18 protein-coding genes are annotated in these 18,044 nt (G+C 58.3%); 12 read left to right on the top strand and 6 right to left on the bottom strand.

Annotated elements, in window-relative coordinates; all coding sequences use genetic code 11:
- Positions 1-6 precede the first annotated feature (6 nt).
- A complete protein-coding gene (locus tag K3555_RS20215) occupies positions 7-879 on the top strand; it encodes a ribokinase (RefSeq protein WP_260006805.1) in 873 nt (290 codons plus the stop codon).
- A 77-nt stretch (positions 880-956) separates the two neighbouring features.
- On the opposite strand, the gene msrA is transcribed toward K3555_RS20215, so the two are convergent.
- The gene (gene msrA, locus K3555_RS20210) at positions 957-1,586 is read right to left on the bottom strand and encodes a peptide-methionine (S)-S-oxide reductase MsrA (protein ID WP_260008571.1); all 630 of its coding nucleotides are present in this window, start codon (positions 1,584-1,586) and stop codon (positions 957-959) included.
- A gap of 185 nt (positions 1,587-1,771) precedes the next feature.
- On the opposite strand from msrA, the gene K3555_RS20205 reads away from it, so the two are divergent.
- Both K3555_RS20205 and K3555_RS20200 read left to right on the top strand, forming a co-directional pair.
- Positions 1,772-2,680: a D-amino acid aminotransferase gene (locus K3555_RS20205; protein ID WP_259988605.1), complete on the top strand. Its 909-nt coding sequence runs from the start codon at positions 1,772-1,774 to the stop codon at positions 2,678-2,680.
- Entirely contained in the window at positions 2,680-3,393 is a 714-nt protein-coding gene (locus tag K3555_RS20200) for an HAD family hydrolase (protein ID WP_260008570.1), read from the top strand. The genes K3555_RS20205 and K3555_RS20200 overlap by 1 nt, the downstream gene beginning before the upstream one ends.
- Positions 3,394-3,466: 73 nt before the next feature.
- On the opposite strand, the gene K3555_RS20195 is transcribed toward K3555_RS20200, so the two are convergent.
- The 3 genes from K3555_RS20195 to K3555_RS20185 form a co-directional block, all read right to left on the bottom strand.
- The gene (locus K3555_RS20195; protein WP_260006804.1) at positions 3,467-3,751 is read right to left on the bottom strand and encodes an SCP2 sterol-binding domain-containing protein; all 285 of its coding nucleotides are present in this window, start codon (positions 3,749-3,751) and stop codon (positions 3,467-3,469) included.
- Positions 3,752-3,830: 79 nt separating this feature from the next.
- Complete coding sequence (locus tag K3555_RS20190) at positions 3,831-4,295, bottom strand: DUF1810 domain-containing protein (RefSeq protein ID WP_260006803.1); 465 nt, start codon at positions 4,293-4,295, stop codon at positions 3,831-3,833.
- Positions 4,292-5,518, bottom strand: a complete 1,227-nt coding sequence (locus K3555_RS20185; protein ID WP_259988600.1) for an argininosuccinate synthase — start codon at positions 5,516-5,518, stop codon at positions 4,292-4,294. Before K3555_RS20185 ends, K3555_RS20190 begins: the two co-directional genes overlap by 4 nt.
- Before the next feature lie 137 nt (positions 5,519-5,655).
- On the opposite strand from K3555_RS20185, the gene K3555_RS20180 reads away from it, so the two are divergent.
- Positions 5,656-6,429: a hypothetical protein gene (locus K3555_RS20180; protein ID WP_260006802.1), complete on the top strand. Its 774-nt coding sequence runs from the start codon at positions 5,656-5,658 to the stop codon at positions 6,427-6,429.
- A 72-nt stretch (positions 6,430-6,501) separates the two neighbouring features.
- Positions 6,502-7,728 carry a threonine ammonia-lyase IlvA gene (ilvA, locus tag K3555_RS20175; protein ID WP_259988596.1) on the top strand — a complete coding sequence of 409 codons (1,227 nt, stop codon included), beginning with the start codon at positions 6,502-6,504 and terminating at the stop codon, positions 7,726-7,728.
- Between the two features lie 14 nt (positions 7,729-7,742).
- Here ilvA and K3555_RS20170 read toward each other — a convergent pair whose 3' ends face one another.
- Positions 7,743-8,066, bottom strand: a complete 324-nt coding sequence (locus K3555_RS20170; protein ID WP_260006801.1) for an Hpt domain-containing protein — start codon at positions 8,064-8,066, stop codon at positions 7,743-7,745.
- Positions 8,067-8,253: 187 nt separating this feature from the next.
- On the opposite strand from K3555_RS20170, the gene K3555_RS20165 reads away from it, so the two are divergent.
- Complete coding sequence (locus K3555_RS20165; RefSeq protein ID WP_259988592.1) at positions 8,254-9,507, top strand: PP2C family protein-serine/threonine phosphatase; 1,254 nt, start codon at positions 8,254-8,256, stop codon at positions 9,505-9,507.
- A gap of 78 nt (positions 9,508-9,585) precedes the next feature.
- Here the strand turns inward: K3555_RS20165 and K3555_RS20160 are convergent, their stop codons facing one another.
- The gene (locus tag K3555_RS20160) at positions 9,586-10,029 is read right to left on the bottom strand and encodes an NUDIX hydrolase (protein ID WP_260006800.1); all 444 of its coding nucleotides are present in this window, start codon (positions 10,027-10,029) and stop codon (positions 9,586-9,588) included.
- A gap of 77 nt (positions 10,030-10,106) precedes the next feature.
- Here K3555_RS20160 and K3555_RS20155 point away from each other — a divergent pair, with 77 nt between their 5' ends.
- The 6 genes from K3555_RS20155 (at position 10,107) to K3555_RS20130 (ending at position 18,044) form a co-directional block, all read left to right on the top strand.
- The gene (locus K3555_RS20155; protein WP_260006799.1) at positions 10,107-11,093 is read left to right on the top strand and encodes an Hsp33 family molecular chaperone HslO; all 987 of its coding nucleotides are present in this window, start codon (positions 10,107-10,109) and stop codon (positions 11,091-11,093) included.
- On the top strand, positions 11,086-11,694 hold the full coding sequence (locus K3555_RS20150; RefSeq protein WP_260006798.1) for a CoA pyrophosphatase: 609 nt from the start codon (positions 11,086-11,088) through the stop codon (positions 11,692-11,694). Before K3555_RS20155 ends, K3555_RS20150 begins: the two co-directional genes overlap by 8 nt.
- The gene (locus K3555_RS20145) at positions 11,694-12,845 is read left to right on the top strand and encodes a CCA tRNA nucleotidyltransferase (RefSeq protein ID WP_260006797.1); all 1,152 of its coding nucleotides are present in this window, start codon (positions 11,694-11,696) and stop codon (positions 12,843-12,845) included. Before K3555_RS20150 ends, K3555_RS20145 begins: the two co-directional genes overlap by 1 nt.
- A gap of 217 nt (positions 12,846-13,062) precedes the next feature.
- The gene (locus K3555_RS20140; protein ID WP_260006796.1) at positions 13,063-14,901 is read left to right on the top strand and encodes an ABC transporter ATP-binding protein; all 1,839 of its coding nucleotides are present in this window, start codon (positions 13,063-13,065) and stop codon (positions 14,899-14,901) included.
- Positions 14,898-16,742 carry an ABC transporter ATP-binding protein gene (locus tag K3555_RS20135; RefSeq protein ID WP_260006795.1) on the top strand — a complete coding sequence of 615 codons (1,845 nt, stop codon included), beginning with the start codon at positions 14,898-14,900 and terminating at the stop codon, positions 16,740-16,742. Before K3555_RS20140 ends, K3555_RS20135 begins: the two co-directional genes overlap by 4 nt.
- Before the next feature lie 54 nt (positions 16,743-16,796).
- Positions 16,797-18,044, top strand: a complete 1,248-nt coding sequence (locus K3555_RS20130) for a class I SAM-dependent RNA methyltransferase (RefSeq protein ID WP_260006794.1) — start codon at positions 16,797-16,799, stop codon at positions 18,042-18,044.

Raw genomic sequence — 18,044 nt, 5'->3', positions numbered from 1 at the left:
TCTGAGATGGCGATCTGGAACCTGGGATCAATCAATGCGGACATGGTCTATGCCTTGCCGCATCTGCCGGCGGCGGGAGAAACCCTTGCCGCTAGGCGCCTTGACCGCTTTTTGGGCGGGAAAGGCGCCAACATGTCCGTTGCCGCCGTCCGCGCTGGCAGCAAGGTGCATCATATCGGCGCGGTGGGGCCAGATGGGTCTTGGGCAATTGAGCGGTTGAAGGGTTATGGCGCCGGAATTCGCGACATTGCCCAGGTGGACATCCCAACCGGCCACGCCATCATTGCGGTGGAGCCGGAGGGTGAAAACCAGATCATCCTGTTTCCAGGCGCCAACCGTGCACTGACCCAAGACCAGCTGGAGCAAGCGCTTTCGCGGGCAAATGCAGGCGACATTCTGGTGATGCAGAATGAAACCAATATGCAGGCGGAAGCTGCCAATGCGGGCCGGGATCACGGGATGCGGGTCTGCTACGCCGCCGCCCCCTTTGACGCGGACGCCGTCCAAGCGGTTCTTCCGTTTCTCGACCTCTTGATCCTGAACGAGGTGGAAGCCGGACAGCTGAAGGAGGCCTCTGGCAAGTTGCCGGATGAGCTTGGCATCAAAGACGTGATTATCACTCTTGGTGCTAAAGGAGCCCGGCATATCGACGGCGAAACCGGTACGGTTCTGGATGTTCCAGCTCTTCCGGTAACGCCCGTGGATACCACGGGGGCAGGGGACACTTTCACCGGATATGTCCTCGCAGGTCTGGATCAGGGTTTGCCGCTGGCACAAGCAATGCCACTGGCCGCAAAGGCTGCGGCACTGATGGTCACGCGGCATGGCACGGCAGATGTGATTCCTGAGCTGAAAGAAGTGCAGGAAGCCGGTTTTTAGGTTGCGGCAGCCTGCTTCTTTCTGGTCAAAATACTCCGGGGGAATTGGCCGTCAGGCCAAGGGGGCAGCGCCCCGTTTCAATGCCCGTTTGCAAAAGGCGCGGCATCGCCCCACAGCTGCGCCACCCGCTCATCGCGGCCGCAGGCCTGGCGGTATCGCTTATAGGCCTCCGCCTGGCGTTTGGGGCCAAAGCGGGTGAACACCAGGTTTTTTCCTTTGTAGTAGTCCTGATGATAGTCTTCTGCTTCATAGAAGGTCTTTGCTGAAAGGACAGGCGTCACGATTGTTTTCCCCAAGGCATCCTGAGCTTCGGATACAACCCGCCTGGCTAGGGCCTTCTCGCCTTTGTTAGAGACAAAAATTGCGGTGCGATAGCTCTCTCCGCGGTCGCAGAACTGGCCGCCTGCGTCGGTTGGATCAACCGAACGGATAAACAATTCCAGCAAATGCCCGCGCGAGACTTTTGCCGGATCAAAAGTAATTTGCACCGCTTCGTAATGGCCGCTGCCGCCGCGGCTGACGTCTTTGTAAGTCGGGCCTTTAGTCTTGCCTCCGGTATAGCCCGACACGGCTTCGATCACCCCGGGCACGCCTTCAAAATCGCTTTCCACACACCAGAAGCACCCCCCGGCCACGGTCAAAACTTCAGTTGCTTGCGCCTGCACCGGATTGGCATGAGCAACCGTACCGATGGCAATAAAGCCCATCAAAGTCAAAAATCTCAGTCTTTCCAGTGTACGCATCTTGGGCCTCCATTCTGCTTTGCTGCCACCCTGCCGGCTGTTGCTGCGTCTCTCAACCCGGCAGCGGCGGATTTCACGGACTGGTGACAGCAAGTTACTGCTTGGAAATTGGATCCAATATTACTAACGTGCCGGCAAAGGAGGATCCCATGACTGAAAAGATGAGCACTCACCAGGCTGAGGAAGATCAGCGCAACGAAGAAATCCTGATCTATCTGAATGGAAAAACTGTCCCCAAGGCTGAGGCCAAGGTGAGTGTTTATGACAGCGGTTTCATGCTGGGCGACGGCGTGTGGGAAGGGCTGCGGTTGTACAATGGAACCTGGGCCTTCTTTGACGAACATTTGGACCGGCTGTTTGAGGCTGCCAAGGCGATTGACCTGGACATCGGGTTGGACCGGGAGGGCGTGAAAACCGCTGTGTTAGAGACACAGAAAGCCAATGGAATGACCACTGATGCCCATGCCCGGCTGATGGTCACGCGCGGGGTAAAAACACGCCCTTTCCAGCACCCTTCGCTGTCGCAGCAGGGTCCGACGATTACCATTATCATGGAGCATTCCCGCCCCAATCTGCCGCGTCCGATAAAATTGGCCACAGTGCCGCATATCCGCGGGCTGCCGATGACGCAGGACCCCAAACTGAATTCCCACTCCAAGTTGAACTGTATCATCGCCTGTATCGCCGCCGAAAAGGCGGGCGCGGATGAGGCGCTGATGCTGGACGTGAATGGCTTTGTGAACACCACAAACGCCTGCAACTTTTTCATCGTGCGCAAGGGGGAGGTTTGGACTTCGACCGGGGATTATTGCATGAACGGCATTACCCGGCAGAAAGTGATCGATTTGTGCCGCGCCAACAGTATTCCAGTTCACGAGCGGAACTATTCGCTGGTGGATGCATACGGTGCCGACGAAGCCTTTCTGACTGGCACTTTCGGGGCGCAGACACCGGTGGGCAGCATCGACGGGCGGCAGATCGGCAGCGGCCAGATGGGACCCATGACCGAAAATCTTCGTGCCCTCTATAAGGATCTCATCGAAAAGGAGTGCGCATGATGCGGATTGCCATGTGGTCCGGGCCGCGGAACCTGTCGACGGCGTTGATGTACGCCTTTGGCAACCGGGGTGATTGCGCGGTGGTGGATGAACCGTTTTATGCCGCCTATCTGGCGATGACCGGCCTGAGCCACCCGATGCGGGGAGAAATTCTGGACAGCCAGCCGCGGGATCCGGACGAGGTAGCAAAGGAGCTGCTGGGAGAGGTTCGAGGCGCCAAGCCGTACTACTATCAAAAACATATGACTCAGCACATGATCCCCGGCGTTCCGCGGCAGTGGATGCAAGAGGTCACAAATGTCTTTCTGATCCGTCATCCTGCCCGTGTGATCGCCTCATATGCGGTGAAACGGGAAAATCCTACACTGGAAGACATTGGATTCCGCCAGCAGGCGGAGCTGCTCGACCTGGTGCGCAGCTGGGGACATGCACCGGTTGTCGTGGACAGCCATGACATTCGGCATGATCCGGCAGGCAAACTGGAACAGTTGTGCGAGACGGTTGGCATGCCGTATTCCCCGAAGATGCTGACCTGGCCAAGGGGCGGACATAAGGACGACGGCGTGTGGGCGGCGCATTGGTACGGTGCGGTCTGGAATTCAACCGGATTTGCTGGCCCGGAAGGCCCGCTGCCGGAGGTGCCGGAAGACCTGCAGCCCGTGCTGCAGGCGGCGCTGCCTTTATATGAGCAAATGAAGGCAGCGAAAATCTGAGGGGAGAAGGGGGCGTTGCCCCCTCGCGCCTGCGGCGCTCACCCCCAGGATGTTTTCAGCAAGAAGAAGAGGCTCAGCTGATCAGTTTGCCCAGTTTCATGGCGACACCCATGTCGCCGGAGATCTTGATTTTGCCCATCATTACGGCGGTCATCGGGTTGAGCTTGCCGGTGAGCAGCTTTTTCAGGTTCTCTCTGGAAAGCTGCAGCGTGCAGTCGGTGTCACAGTCATCGGTGGTGGCCCCGCCTTCGGAGAGCACGATAACGCCATCCTTCCCGCAGTCGAATTTCAGCGTGCCGTCAAAGTTCTTTCCAGCCAGACCTGTGCGGATGTCCTTGGCGATGTCCTGAAGTGACATATGTTCCTCCCTTGCTTGCGGTGAGGGTTAGGCACGCAAGGGATGCCGGGCAATAGTGACCAAAGGGGAGGGCGCCGGGTTACGTTTCGGCAAGGGCTGCCTTGGTCAGCGGACAGGGCTGGCCGCCATAGAAGGTTTCAAGCACCTGCCGGAATTCCGCCGGCGCACCGGGCACAGCTGCAAACAACGTCATCGAGGAGCGTAGTTTCTTAGCGTCGGTACTGCCCAGGATTTGCGCGGGATCGGTACCCTTATGCTGCAGCACCAGTTGGCTGGCGTCCACCAGGCGGCTGCGCAGTTTTTCGTGGTTCAGATAGGCTGCGGCCTCGGTCAGGTCCTCGATCCCATAAAGCTGTGCCATGTGGGATTGGCCTAGTTCGGCCAATTGGGGAAAGACGAACCACATCCAGTGGCTCGTCTTTTTTCCTGCAGAGAGTTCAGTCAGGACAGCCGCCCAAACGGTGTCCTGAGCTTCGACGAACATTTCCAGTTCTTCCGCGAAATCGTCCTCGAAACCGCCGTCTATGCCGCGGTAATCACTCACTTTTTGAGCCGGCGCTCGCGTGCGGCCAGCAGTTTGAGGCGCAGGGCATTCAGCTGAATGAAACCTGCAGCATCGGTCTGGTCATAGGCGCCGGCGTCTTCCTCAAAAGTCACATGCGCTTCGGAGTAGAGCGAGTGATCCGACCAGCGGCCCACGCAGGCTGCGGAGCCTTTGTAAAGCTTCAGGCGCACGGTTCCGGTGACATGTTCCTGGCTCTTGTCGATAGCAGCCTGCAGCATTTCGCGCTCGGGCGAATACCAGAAACCATTGTAGATCAGCTCTGCGTATTTCGGCATCAATTCATCTTTGAGATGCATTGCACCGCGGTCCATGGTGATCGATTCAATGCCGCGGTGGGCTTCCAGCAACAGGGTGCCGCCCGGGGTTTCATAAATGCCGCGGGATTTCATGCCGACAAAACGGCCTTCGACCAGATCAAGACGGCCGCAGCCATGCTTGCCGCCCAATTCGTTCAGTTTGGTCAGCAGGTCTGCCGGGCTCAGCGTTTCACCATTAATGCTGACAGCATCGCCCTTTTCAAAACCGACCTCGATGAACTCAGGTTCATTCGGTGCGTCCTCGGGGTGAACGGTGCGCTGGTAGACATAATCAGGCGCCATGACCGCCGGGTCTTCCAGAACTTTGCCCTCGGAGGACGTGTGCAGCAGGTTTGCGTCAACTGAGAAGGGAGCTTCGCCGCGTTTGTCCTTGGCCACCGGGATCTGGTTTGCTTCGGCAAATTCCAGCAGACGGGTACGCGAGGTCAGATCCCATTCACGCCAGGGCGCGATCACCTTGATGTCCGGGTTCAATGCATAGGCTGCCAGCTCAAAGCGGACCTGATCGTTGCCCTTGCCGGTGGCGCCATGGGCGACCGCGTCGGCGCCGGTGGACTCGGCGATTTCCACAAGACGTTTGGAGATCAGCGGGCGGGCAATCGAGGTGCCCAGCAGATACAGGCCTTCGTAAACCGCATTGGCGCGGAACATCGGGAAGACGAAGTCGCGGACAAATTCCTCACGTACATCCTCGATGAAGATGTTTTCCGGCTTGATGCCCAGCATTTCCGCTTTTTTGCGGGCGGGCTCCAGTTCCTCACCCTGGCCGAGATCGGCGGTGAAGGTGACAACTTCGCAGCCGTATTCGGTCTGCAGCCATTTCAGGATGATCGAGGTGTCGAGGCCGCCGGAATAGGCGAGCACAACTTTCTTAGGCGCGGACATGGAATTCCCTCTCAGGTCAGAACGCCTGCGGCGTAGCGGGTTTTGCCCGGAAGGGCAAGGTTAACCGGGGTTTTCTAATCTGCCAGGCACGCATAACGTGCGCGGAGAAGCAGAACAATCTATTGGAGAATGCCCGCATGAAAGGCTGGTCGATTTTCGCTCACTCGGTGAGTATGGTTCTTAGGAACTTCGAATGGGCGGTCAGAATTGCCCTTGTGCCCGTCTTGATCGGAATTGCTCTTATTTTTGTTGTACTCAGTGCAGGAGGGCAGCCGATCGCAATGTTTTGGGATGAGCAAGCTTTGTCAGATGCATTGCAATCCGGCAAGCTCGGCCTGTCATTTGTCACCGCCACACTGATATTTATAGCGGTTCAGTTTTGGGTCTTTGTAGCATGGCACCGACTCATTCTGTTGGAAGAGTATCCAACAAGCTGGCTCCCTGCTTTCAAGCGAGATCGGATATTATCCTATTTTGGGCACATGCTGCTCATAGGATTTCTTGTGTTTGTGCTTTTTATCCCGTTGATATTCCTTGTGAATGGACTTATCGCGGCGATGGGATCGGGAGCGCTGGTTCCTATGCTTCTAGTGATTGCTGGGTACTCTGTTTTTGTTTTGATCGCGATGTATCGTCTGCTTCCTGTATTACCGGCAGTAGCCATTGGTCGACCGCTTTTGCTGCGCGAGTCATGGCAAGCGACTTCCGGAGCCTCTGGCACGGTCTTTCTCGTGCTTGTTCTGTTGGGCGTGCTGCAGCTTTTGATGCAGTTCGTTTCCGGCTTGTCTTTTGCAGTTTTTGCCCCTCTTGGTTTCGTCTTTTCTGCGTTTGCCATGCTGGCCATGTCTTTGGTGAGTGCCAGCGTTCTTACTACTTTTTATGGACACTATGTCGAAGGCCGCCCGATCTAACTTCCGGTATTCTTATGTATGCTTTGCACCCGCCCCTTGCCTTGGGGGCGGGCTTGCGCCACTGAATGTTCCATGAGCGATTTCAAGTCCCAGGCCCGTGCCGCAGAACAGGCGATGCGCGATGTGTTTCCCGCAACTCCGTTGCAGCGCAATGTGCATCTGTCCGAGCGTTTCGGCGCGGATATTTACCTCAAGCGCGAGGATCTGAGCCCGGTCCGCTCCTACAAGATCCGCGGGGCGCTGAACGCGATGCGCAAGCAGCCGGATCAGGAGCTGTATGTTTGTGCCTCGGCCGGCAACCATGCTCAGGGTGTTGCTTTCATGTGCCGTCATCTAGGCAAGCGCGGCGTAATCTTCATGCCGGTCACAACGCCGCAGCAGAAAATCCAGAAAACCCGGATGTTCGGCGGCGACAATATCGAAATCCATCTGGTCGGCGACTATTTCGACATTTGCCTGGCTGCTGCGCAGGAGTGGTGTGCCAAGGAGGGCGGGCATTTCCTGTCGCCCTTTGATGATGCGGATGTGATTGAAGGCCAGGCCTCCATCGCCGTGGAGATCGAGGCGCAGCTGGGTAAAACACCGGATCACGTGCTGCTGCCGGTTGGCGGCGGCGGCATGTCGGCCGGTGTTTCCTCCTGGTTTGGTGACGGGGTGCATAGCCTGTTTGTTGAGCCTGAAGGCGGTGCTTGTTTGCGGGCAGCGCTTGCTGCAGGCAAGCCGGTTGCGTTGGATCATGTCGACACTTTTGTCGATGGCGCTGCGGTGGGGCGGATCGGCGCGCTGCCCTTTGATATTCTAAAAGACGTGCCGCTGCCGGATGTCCTGGCCATCTCCGAGGACCGGATCTGCGCCACCATTATCGAGATGCTGAACGTGGAAGGCATCGTGCTGGAGCCGGCCGGCGCGCTGTCGGTCGAGGCGCTGCAGGATGTGCGCTCCTGGATCCGCGGCAAGACGGTGGTTTGCGTCACATCCGGCGGCAACTTTGATTTTGAACGTCTGCCAGAGGTCAAAGAACGGGCGCAGCGCTATTCCGGAGTTAAGAAGTACTTCATCTTGCGCCTGCCGCAGCGGCCTGGAGCGCTGAAGGAGTTTCTTGGCATCTTAGGCCCGGAGGACGACATTGCCCGCTTTGAATACATGAAAAAGTCCGCCCGCAATTTCGGCTCGGTGCTGATCGGGATCGAAACCAAGCGGCCGGAGAATTTCGAGCAACTGTTTGCGCGGCTTGATGCGGCCGGGATGACCTTTACGGACATCACCCAGGACGAGACTTTGGTGCAGTTTGTGATCTGACACCGGAAGCGGAGTCAGAATTTTTCGGACATCCCGGTCAGGAAAGCAGATCTGGACGCTTGGAAATTGGTGATGATGGCAGCGACATCGACATCTTCTGATTCACCTTGTGCCGACTTCCGCTCGCCGTCCAGGCACAGCCCCGAAAATTCATCAAACCCGAGGTTGAGCGCGCTGCCTTTCAGGAAATGCAGGTCCTGCTCCAGCTGACTGCAATCACCGCCTTGCAGCCGGCCGATAACTTCCTCGACCTCTTCGAGAAAAATTTCAACAACTTCCTCGAAATCCTCGGCGCCAACTTCTTCGCGCAGCTCGGTCACTCGCGGCCAGTCAATCATGTCATATATCCCTAAGATCAGTCGCCATGCGCAATTTCTTAAGTTGATTGCAGTAAAAATATAGTGAAATAAAGAGGGAAGCTCAAATTTTAGGTTTCACCGCCTGTTAAATTTCTGGACCGATAGTATCACAAGATCGTCTGATTTTGTCATTTGTGAGGTGCCTTCGGTGCTGCCAGAAAGTTCGATGGACAACGAGGACCACACAGTGGCCGGATCAATACGCCGTGTGCTGGTTGTTGACGACAGCCGCCTGCAAAGACGCATTCTAGTTGCTTCTCTCAAAAAATGGGGATTTGAGGTCGTCGAGGCTGAGAGCGGCGAGGCCGCGATGGAAATTTGCCAGACAGAAACTCCTGACCTGATCCTCAGCGACTGGATGATGCCGGGCATGAACGGGCTGGAGTTTTGCCGCGCGTTCCGTACCCGCTCCAGCGAGGAGTATGCTTATTTCATCCTGCTGACCTCAAAGAGCGAAAAGAACGAGGTTGCAGAAGGGCTTGACGCAGGCGCTGACGATTTCCTGACCAAGCCGGTCAGTTCGGATGAACTGCGGGCGCGGATTTCTGCGGGTGAGCGTATCCTGAGAATGCAGCGGGAACTGTCCGAGAAGAACCGTATCGTGTCCGAAACTCTGGGGGAGTTGCAGCGGGTTTATGATGCGATCGACAAGGATCTGATCCAAGCCCGCAAGATTCAAGAATCGCTGGTGCCGGAACTTTCCAAGGATTTCGGATCCTCCACCGTCAGTCTGCTGCTGAAACCCTGCGGCCATATCGGCGGCGATCTGGTGGGAATGTTCTCTCCTGGCGTGAACCGAATCGGCTTTTACTCTATTGACGTGTCCGGTCACGGCATCACTTCAGCGATGATGACAGCGCGTCTCGGCGGCTATCTGTCCTCGAATTACTTCGATCAGAATGTCGGGATGGAAAAACGCTTCAACCGGTTCTACGCTCTGCGCCAGCCGGAGGAAGTCGCCAGCCTGCTGAATGCACGGCTGATCGCTGATACCGGGATCGAAGAGTACTTCACCATGGCCTATTGCATCGCCGATTTGCGCAGCGGTGTTGTTAAGATGGTGCAAGCAGGCCACCCGCATCCGCTGTTGCTGCGCAAGAACGGTGAACTGGAGTTCATCGGTAAGGGTGGTGTGCCGGTGGGGCTGGTTCCAGATATCGGCTACAGTCAGGAAGAATTTGTCATGGAACGTGGCGACCGCCTGCTGCTGTTCTCTGACGGCTTTACAGAGGCGCGGCTGGAAGATGGCTCCATGCTGGAGCCGGAGGGTCTGCTGGAGCTGGTTGAAAAATGCGGTTCAGAGCAAAGCAGTAAGGAATTTCTGGATGATCTTTACTGGCATCTGACGCAAGTTATGAGCAAGGAACATGGGCTTGAGGATGACGTCTCGGCCACATTGTTCGAGTATCAGGGTCCGTAAACCAGTCAGATTGGTTGTCTGATGTTGTCCTGGCTTCGGCTGGGATGTTGTATTTTCGGTGGTTGGCGTCTCAGACCCTTACAACCGGGCTGCCAGCCGGGCTGCAAAATGCCGGTCGCCAGCATTGCCCAGCCGGAGGGCGGCTTCCTGTGGAGTGACCCACAGCGCTTTATGCCCTTCTTCTGCAGGCGGGCCGATCCGGCGCAACGGGCAGGCGATGTAGATATGGCAAATTTTTTCGGCCCAAAGATCATACTCCGGCATATAGGCAAAGCGCCGGAACACGCCCATCTTGTGCGGCGCGGCAATCTTCCAGCCGGTTTCCTCATAGACCTCTCTGTGCAGTGCGGGAATGGGTGACTCGCCTGGATCGATACCGCCTCCTGGCAGCTGCAGGTCTGGATGAGGAGCATACTGGCAGGTAATCAGCAGCTTGCCGCCCCGCGGCAGCAGAGCATAGGCGCCCGGGCGCATCCGGTAACGCTGGCCGTTTTCCGGTGTCTTACCAAATCGCCTGATCACGGGCCGGCCCCTTCACTCCAGTATCAATTCTCCTATATAGCCCCGGTATGCCAATCCCCGGCGCGTAAGGAAACCCCATGACACTTGGTTCGAAAATCGCGTGGGACGACACTGTCCTGCCCTTCCAGCTTGATGCATCGGACATGCGCGGCCGCGTTGCGCGGCTGGACGGCGTGCTGGATGGCATCCTGAAACAGCATGATTACCCGCCGGTGGTTGAGGCGCTGGTCGCCGAGATGGCGCTGTTGACGGCACTGATCGGGCAGACAATTTCCCTGCGCTGGAAGCTGTCGTTGCAGGTGCAGTCCAAGGGTGCTGTGCGGATGATCGCGACCGACTATTACGCACCGCAAAAAGAAGGCGAAATCGGCCGGATCCGTGCCTATGCAAGCTTCGACCGGGACCGGATTACCGATAGCAACCCCTTTGATCAGGTTGGCGAAGGGTACTTTGCTATCATGATCGACCAAGGCCAGGGTACCAAGCCGTACCAGGGCATCACACCATTGTCCGGCGGATCGCTGCGCGCCTGTGCCGAGGCTTATTTTGCGCAATCCGAACAGCTGCCGACCATGTTCAAGATGAGCTTTGGAAAATCATCCGAGCCTGGAGTTGACGAGCATTGGCGCGCGGGGGGCATCATGCTGCAGAGCATGCCCAAAGCGTCACCCTTTGCTGCGCAAAGCGAAGGGTCGGGAGAAGTTTTGCAGGCCAGCGATCTGATGTCCGGTGATCAGGAGGAAAACTGGAATCGGGCCACTATCCTGTTGAATACCGTGGAGGCATTGGAGCTGATCGGACCGTCTGTGTCCCCGGCTGATCTGTTGATCCGATTGTTTCACGAGGAACAACCGCGGGTCTTTGATGTCCAGGCCGTCCGTTTCGGCTGCACCTGCTCCGAAGACCGAGTACGCCAAAGCCTGTCGATCTATTCGGCCAAGGACATTGGCACCATGACAAACGAAGATGGCCGGGTTACGGCGGATTGCCAGTTCTGCAGCGCGCATTACGATTTGGACCCGGCAAGCGTGGGGTTTGAAGCGGAAACCCCGTCCGGTGAGTGAGGCCGCGCAGAACCTCGCCAACAGAATTTCCGCCGCGCTGAAACACCAGGGCGGCGGCTCTTCCGACTTTGATCTCAACCCCGGTACCGTGCTGCCAGAAGGGCGCAAGCTGCGGCCGGCCGGGGTGCTGGTGCCCATTTCTGTCGCCGGAAATACGCCGCGGCTTATTTTGACCAAACGCTCATCGGCGCTGAAGCATCATCCGGGCCAGATCGCTTTTCCCGGCGGCAAGGTGGATGCCGGCGACACGGACGCCTGCGCCGCGGCACTGCGCGAAGCCTGGGAGGAAATCGGGCTGCCGCAGGAGCAGCCGCAGATTATCGGTTGCCTGCCGGAGCATGAGACGGTGACCGGATTTTCGGTGACGCCGGTTGTGGCACTGATCCAGGAGGAATTCACTGTGCGTCCAGAAGCGGGGGAGGTGGCCGAGGTATTTTCCGTCCCGCTAGCCCATGTGCTGGATCCAAAAAAATACATCATTGAATCCCGCCGCTGGCGCGGCACCCGCCGCCGCTACTATACCGTTCCCTACGGCTCCTATTACATATGGGGGGCCACAGCGCGGATGCTGCGCGGTTTTGCGGCACGGATGGAGATGTAATGCGGATTGACCAATCCTGGTTGAAGGATCCTGCAACCCAGGCTGTTTGCGCGGCAGTCACGGCAGACGGCGCGCAGGTATTGTTTGTCGGCGGCTGCGTTCGCAATGCGCTGCTGGGGGAGGCGGTCTCCGACATGGATATCGCCACCGATGCATTGCCGGACCAGGTGGTGGCGCTGGCGGGCCGAGCCGGGATCAAGGTGGTTCCCACCGGTATTGATCATGGTACCGTGACGCTGATCAAGAACGGTATCCCGCATGAAATAACGACATTCCGCAGGGATGTTGCGACTGATGGCCGCCGGGCAATTGTCGCATTTTCAACAGATATCACTGAGGACGCCCGCCGCCGCGATTTCACAATGAACGCGATTTATGCACGTCCGGATGGCGAGATTGTCGACCCTTTGGACGGCATGGCAGATTTGCAGAAACGCCGTATCCGGTTCATCGGCACAGCAGAGAATCGCATACGCGAAGACTACTTGCGGTCCTTGCGCTATTTTCGCTTTCACGCTTGGTACGGCGATCACGCGCTGGGCTTTGACCCGGATGCGCTGGCAGCGATTGCAGCTTGTCTGGAGGGGCTGGCCACGCTCTCCAAGGAACGTGTCGGGTCTGAGATGCTGAAACTGCTGGCGGCACCTGATCCTGCGCCCTCGGCTGCGGCTATGCGGCAGGCTGGTGTTCTGGCACAGATTTTGCCTGGCGCCGATGACCGCGCCCTAGCGCCGCTGATTCACCTTGAGGCCGGGCGAGCTGCATCCAGCATCCGGCGGCTTGCCGCGCTCGGGGGGGAAGGCCTTCAGGAGGCCTTGCGGCTCAGCAAAGCGCAGACCTCTCATCTGCAGGCGATCCGCGAAGCTGCGGCCGGCATGGCCGGGGCAGGGGAGTTGGGCTACCGATTGGGTGCGGAACAGGCGCTGGATGCGCTGCTGTTGCGGTCTGCATTGCTGGAACAGCCGGTTTTGCCCGATTTGGAATGCGATATCGCGCTGGGCGCAAAGGCTGTTTTTCCGGTGAAAGCCCGGGATCTGATGCCGGACTGCAAAGGCCCGGAACTGGGAGCGAAGCTGCGGAAGCTCGAGGCGGACTGGATTGCTTCGGGCTTCTTGCTCAGCCGGGAACAGCTGCTGGACTCCTTCCACTGACATAAGGTGTCAGCAGCGTCAGAACCTTTAGGGGTGACAAGAAAAAATATCTTGCGTACGCATAGGGCAGCCACCACATGACGGAGGAATGCTGATGTATTCTGGGATCTGGTTTCCTTAACGCCTGAGACCTTGCCCCGTTTGACATGGGAGCCATAGGCGGCCCGCTGTCTTCATCTGTATTCCAAATCAATGCTCGAACACTTGGAGCACCCGCATGTTTCGCTTCTTTGAAAACCTCATTGACCCATATTGCGCCCACCCTGAGACCAACACGCCGCCAACGCGGCTGTGGCCGTTCCTGCGCGACTATTCAACGCCGTTCAAAACAGTCTTTATCCTGACCGCGCTGATGTCGGTCATTGTTGCCGCGATCGAGGTCGGGCTGATCTACTACATGGGCAGGATTGTCGACCTGATGTCCGGCAGGCCTGAGCAAGTCTGGGAGGCGCATGGAACCGAGCTGATCCTGGTTGCATTGTTCATTCTGTTGCTGCGGCCATTGATCCAGCTTCTGGATGTGGTGTTGCTGAACAATGCGATCCTGCCGAACTTTGGCACGTTGATCCGCTGGCGGGCGCATAAACATGTGCTGCGCCAATCGGTGGGCTGGTTCGAGAACGACTTTGCAGGCCGGATTGCCAACCGGATCATGCAAACCCCGCCGGCCGCGGGGGAGGTGATATTTCAAGTCTTTGACGCAATCACCTTTTCGCTGGCCTATCTGGCAGGCGCTGCGGTGCTGCTGTGGGTAGCAGACGTGAGGCTGATGCTGCCGTTGGGGATCTGGTTTGCGCTTTACGCTTTGTTGGTGATGTGGACGGTCAAGCGGGTCGGCCCGGCCAGCCAGGCGTCATCTGATGCGCGCTCTACCGTGACGGGGCGGGTAGTTGACAGTTACTCCAACATTCACTCGGTCAAGATGTTCGCGCATCACGACAAAGAACTGACCTATGCCCGTGAGGCGATCGAGAACACCCGCAAAACCTTCCAGGCAGAGATGCGTATCTTCACCGTTATGGATGCCGCACTGGTCACGCTGAACGGGCTGCTGATTGTTGGTGTGGTCGGTTGGGCGATTATGCTGTGGTCGCAAGGGACTGCCTCGGTGGGCCTGGTGGCGGCGGCCACGGCGCTGACCCTGCGGCTCAACGCGATGACCGGCTGGATCATGTGGGCACTGACCTCGTTCTTCCGTCAGCTGGGTGTTGTGGCTGAGGGGATGGAGACCATAGCCCACCCCATCGATCTGGTGGATGCGGCCAATGCGGATCCGTTGCAGCTGACCAAGGGGGAGATCGAACTGCGAAGCCTCTCGCACCATTACGGACGCGAGGCCGGCGGGCTCGACAAGATCAGCCTGACAATCCAGCCGGGCGAGAAGATCGGCCTGATTGGTCGCTCTGGTGCCGGCAAGTCGACACTGGTGAAGCTGCTTTTGCGGTTTTATGACGCCGAAAGCGGCCAGATCCTGATCGACGGTCAGGACATCCGTGCGGTGACGCAGGCCTCGTTGCGCAGCCGCATCGGTATGGTCCAGCAGGACAGCGCGCTGATGCACCGTTCGGTGCGGGACAATCTGCTTTACGGCCGTCCGGACGCCACCGAAGAGCAGATGATAGCCGCCGCCAAACAGGCGCAGGCGCATGAGTTCATCCTGGACTTGGAAGACCCTCAGGGCCGCAAGGGGTATAACGCCCATGTGGGTGAGCGCGGGGTGAAATTGTCGGGCGGCCAGCGCCAGCGTGTGACACTGGCCCGGGTGATCCTGAAGGACGCGCCGATCCTGATTCTGGACGAGGCCACCTCGGCGCTGGATTCCGAAGTCGAGGCGGCGATTCAGGAAACGCTTTACGGCATGATGCAAGGCAAGACGGTGATCGCCATCGCACATAGGCTGTCCACCATCGCGCAGATGGACCGTATCCTTGTGATGGATCAGGGCCGTATTGTTGAAGAAGGCTCGCATGAGACGCTTTTGCAGGCACAGGGACTTTATGCACAGCTCTGGGCGCGCCAGTCCGGAGGCTTCTTGAACATCAAGGCAGCAGAATGAAGATTGGCAATCTGATCGACGCCTTTCGCCCGGCCGATGGCCCGCCGCCGCAGCGGCTGGGGGCTTTTCTGCACTGGTGTTTGACCGGGGCCTGGCCAATGCTGCTGCTGGCTGCGGCATTCTCGGCGCTGGCCGGCGCGATGGAGGCGGGCACGGCCTATATCCTGGGAATTGTGATCGACACCGCAATAACCAGCGGACCTGAGCAGTTCTTCTCGGCCGGCAATGTGGCGGTGATCGCACTGGCATTGGGATTTTTCTTGTTTGTGCGGCCGGTGCTGTTCGGATTGTCTGCAGCCTCTAATGCAATAATTGTCCAGCCCAACGTGAACCCGCTGGTGCTGTCGCGCCTGAACCGCTGGACGCTGGGACAGTCGGTGCGGTTCTTCGACGATGATTTTGCCGGCCGGATCGCTCAGAAACAGATGCAAACGGCGGCGGCTGTCACCTCGGTCACTACCGAGATGATCAGTGTTGTTGCGTTTGCTCTGGCATCTCTTGCGGGGTCATTGGCCTTGTTAGGCTCTATTGATTGGCGCATTACCGGCGTGTTTCTGGTCTGGCTGGTTGGCTACTTCGGGCTGATCCATTGGTTCCTGCCGCGTATCCGCAAGCGCTCTGGCGCGCGGGCAGGGGCGCGGGCGATGGTGACCGGGCAAGTGGTGGATTCCATTACCAACATTAAGACGGTCAAATTGTTTGCACATGCTGATCACGAAGAACGCACTGCCCAGGATGCTATGGTCAGCTACCGTGAAAAGTCGCTGCAATTCGGCTATCTCTCGGCCAGCTTCCGGTTCTGCTTGATGTGCCTGGCCGGCATCCTGCCGGTGCTGCTGATCGGCGCGACGCTGTTTTTATGGCAGGCGGGCAGCGCAACCGAAGGCGATATCGTGGCCGCAGGCGCTGTCTCGATCCGGATTGCGCAGATGACAGGCTGGGTCAGCTTCACGCTGATGGCGATCTATTCCAACATTGGTGAGATCGAAAACGGAATGAAGACTCTCTCGGCCCGCGAAAGAGTTGAGGATACATCCGGTGCTGAACCGCTGGTTGTCAGCAAAGGCGGCATCGAGTTTGATCAGGTGGAATTCGCCTATGGCCGCGACGTGGGCGGGGTGCAGGGCATCAGCCTGAACATCAAACCAGGTGAGAAGCTGGGGATTGTCGGTGCTTCCGGGGCAGGCAAGTCAACGCTCGTTTCACTTCTTCTCCGGCTCTATGATGGAGAAAACGGGCGTATTCTGATCGACGGACAGGATATTTCCGGCGTCACCCAGAATTCGCTGCGCAGCCAGATCGGCATGGTCACCCAGGAAACCGCCATGTTCAACCGCTCGGCCAGGGACAATATCTTGTATGGACGGCCGGATGCGCCGGAGGAAGAATTGATCGCCGCTGCGAAGAAAGCTGAGGCGCATGAATTCATCACCGAGCTGGAAGACGGGCAGGGCAACCATGGTTATGACGCTTTTCTGGGTGAGCGCGGTGTGAAGCTTTCGGGCGGTCAGCGGCAGCGGATTGCTCTGGCCCGGGCTATCCTGAAGGACGCGCCCATTTTGGTTTTGGACGAGGCAACCTCGGCGCTGGATTCCGAGGTTGAAGCCGCCATTCAGGCCGCCTTGCACCGGGTAATGGAGGGCAAGACGGTATTGGCGATCGCCCACCGGCTGTCGACACTTAGCGAGATGGACCGGATTATCGTGATGGATAAAGGACGGATCGCTGAAAGCGGCAGCCATGAAGAGCTGCTGGCCAAGGCGGGGCTCTATGCTGCTTTCTGGGCGCGCCAGTCCGGTGGCTTTATCTGCACGGATGAGAACAAGGCGGCGGCTGAATAAAAAATCCGGCGCATTTTGCTTTTGCTGACCGGCTTGCCGCTGTAATGAGCGGCCATGACTGACGCAGCCAGAACTACAGCAACGATCAGCCGGCTAGGCCATCAAGGCGATGGCGTGGCCGATGGACCCTTGTTTGCCCCGCGCACACTGCCGGGGGAAACCGTTTCAGGTTTCGCAGAGAACAGCCGCCTGACCAGTATCCGGATCGAGACCCCGTCCGAGCACCGGGTGCAGCCACCCTGCCGCCACTACAAATCCTGCGGCGGTTGTCAGCTGCAGCACGCAAGTGACGGATTTGTGGCTGAGTGGAAAACGGACGTCGTGCGTACCGCGTTGACGGCACAAGGGCTGGAGGCTGAGTTTCGCCCGATCCACACTTCGCCGCCCGGCTCCCGCCGCCGTGCGACGCTGGCAGTACGGCGTACCAAAAAGGGTGCGATGGCCGGATTTCATGGTCAGGCGTCGGATGTGATCACTGAAATTCCCGACTGCCAGCTGGTGGAACCTGCGTTAAAGGCCGCGATTCCCGTTGCAGAGGCGCTGGCGATGGCCGGGGCAAGCCGGAAGACACCGTTGGCGGTGACGGTTACCACCTCAGACGCTGGGTTGGACATACTGGTCAGGAACGGCAAGCCGCTGGACGGGCCATTGCGGATCAAACTGGCGCAGCTGGCAGACCAGAACCGGATTGCCCGGTTGACGTGGGACGATGAACCGGTTGCGATGGAGCAGCCGCCGGTGCAACCCTTTGGCGCGGCGCGCGTTTGCCCGCCGCCGGGGGCTTTCCTGCAAGCCACCCGGGATGGTGAGGCGGCGTTGCTGGCGGCGGTTCAGGAAATAACAAGCGGAGCCAAGCGGATCGTCGATTTGTTTGCAGGCTGCGGTACCTTCACCCTGCCTTTGGCCCAGACCGCCGAAGTGCATGCGGTGGAGGGTGAACATTCAATGCTGGAAGCGTTGGATGCAGGCTGGCGCAGGGCGGCAGGGCTGAAGAAAGTCACCACCGAGGTCCGCGACCTGTTCCGCAATCCGTTGCTGCCCGAGGATTTGAACCCGTTTGGTGCAGCTTTTGAAGCTGCTGTGATTGATCCGCCGCGCGCAGGCGCTGAGACGCAGACTGCCCAGCTGGCCAAAGCCCGAACACCTGTGATTGCCTATGTCTCCTGCAATCCGGTGAGCTTTGCCCGCGATGCCAAAGTGCTGGTTACGGCGGGTTACAGCCTTGACTGGGTGCAGGTTGTTGATCAGTTCCGCTGGTCCGCCCATACCGAGCTGGTTGCGCGATTTACTGTGAAAGACTGA

This window comes from Leisingera sp. M527 (assembly GCF_025141525.1).
GTDB lineage: Bacteria > Pseudomonadota > Alphaproteobacteria > Rhodobacterales > Rhodobacteraceae > Leisingera.
Note: the sequence above shows the minus strand (reverse complement) of the source record. Positions and strands in the feature narration are given on the sequence as shown.